This window comes from Halomonas sp. MCCC 1A11062, assembly GCF_021404355.1.
GTDB classification, from domain to species: Bacteria; Pseudomonadota; Gammaproteobacteria; order Pseudomonadales; family Halomonadaceae; genus Halomonas; species Halomonas aerodenitrificans.
In genome coordinates this window covers 1-381 of the sequence record NZ_JABFTW010000072.1, presented here as the reverse complement: position 1 = coordinate 381, position 381 = coordinate 1, and the positions used below count along the sequence as shown (strand labels likewise).

The window sequence follows — 381 nt, the reverse complement described above, 5'->3', positions numbered from 1 at the left end:
ATCGGGATTCCGCCTCAGCCCAACGACGGCTGCCATGTACAGGCTCTGCCGTAGTTTCGGATTGCCGGCTTTCGACAAGCGGGGACGCCCGCGTACGGAGCTACCCGATTCCCAACTGACGGGCACGAGCCCCGCAAACGCCGCCGCCTGGCGGGCGCTTTCGAAAGCACGGCTACGCAGCATCGCCAACAGTCGGAGAGATACCGCAGGGCCAACGCCGGGAATCGTTTGTAGCAAGGCGCGATCCTGCTTCAAGCCAGGGTGCTGATCGAGGTGGTCATCGATCTCCCGCTGGAGACGATCCCGCTCACGCGTCAATGCCGACAGGATGTCATCGATCGAGCGGAGGATATCGGTTGCCATGACGAACTCGGCTTTCTC

Annotated in this window: 1 protein-coding gene; it reads right to left on the bottom strand. The window is 62.5% G+C overall.

The window, feature by feature from the left end; genetic code table 11:
- Positions 1 to 363: transposase (locus HOP58_RS22845; RefSeq protein ID WP_234261926.1), on the bottom strand; the 363-nt coding region annotated here is incomplete at its 3' end.
- Positions 364 to 381: the final 18 nt, after the last annotated feature.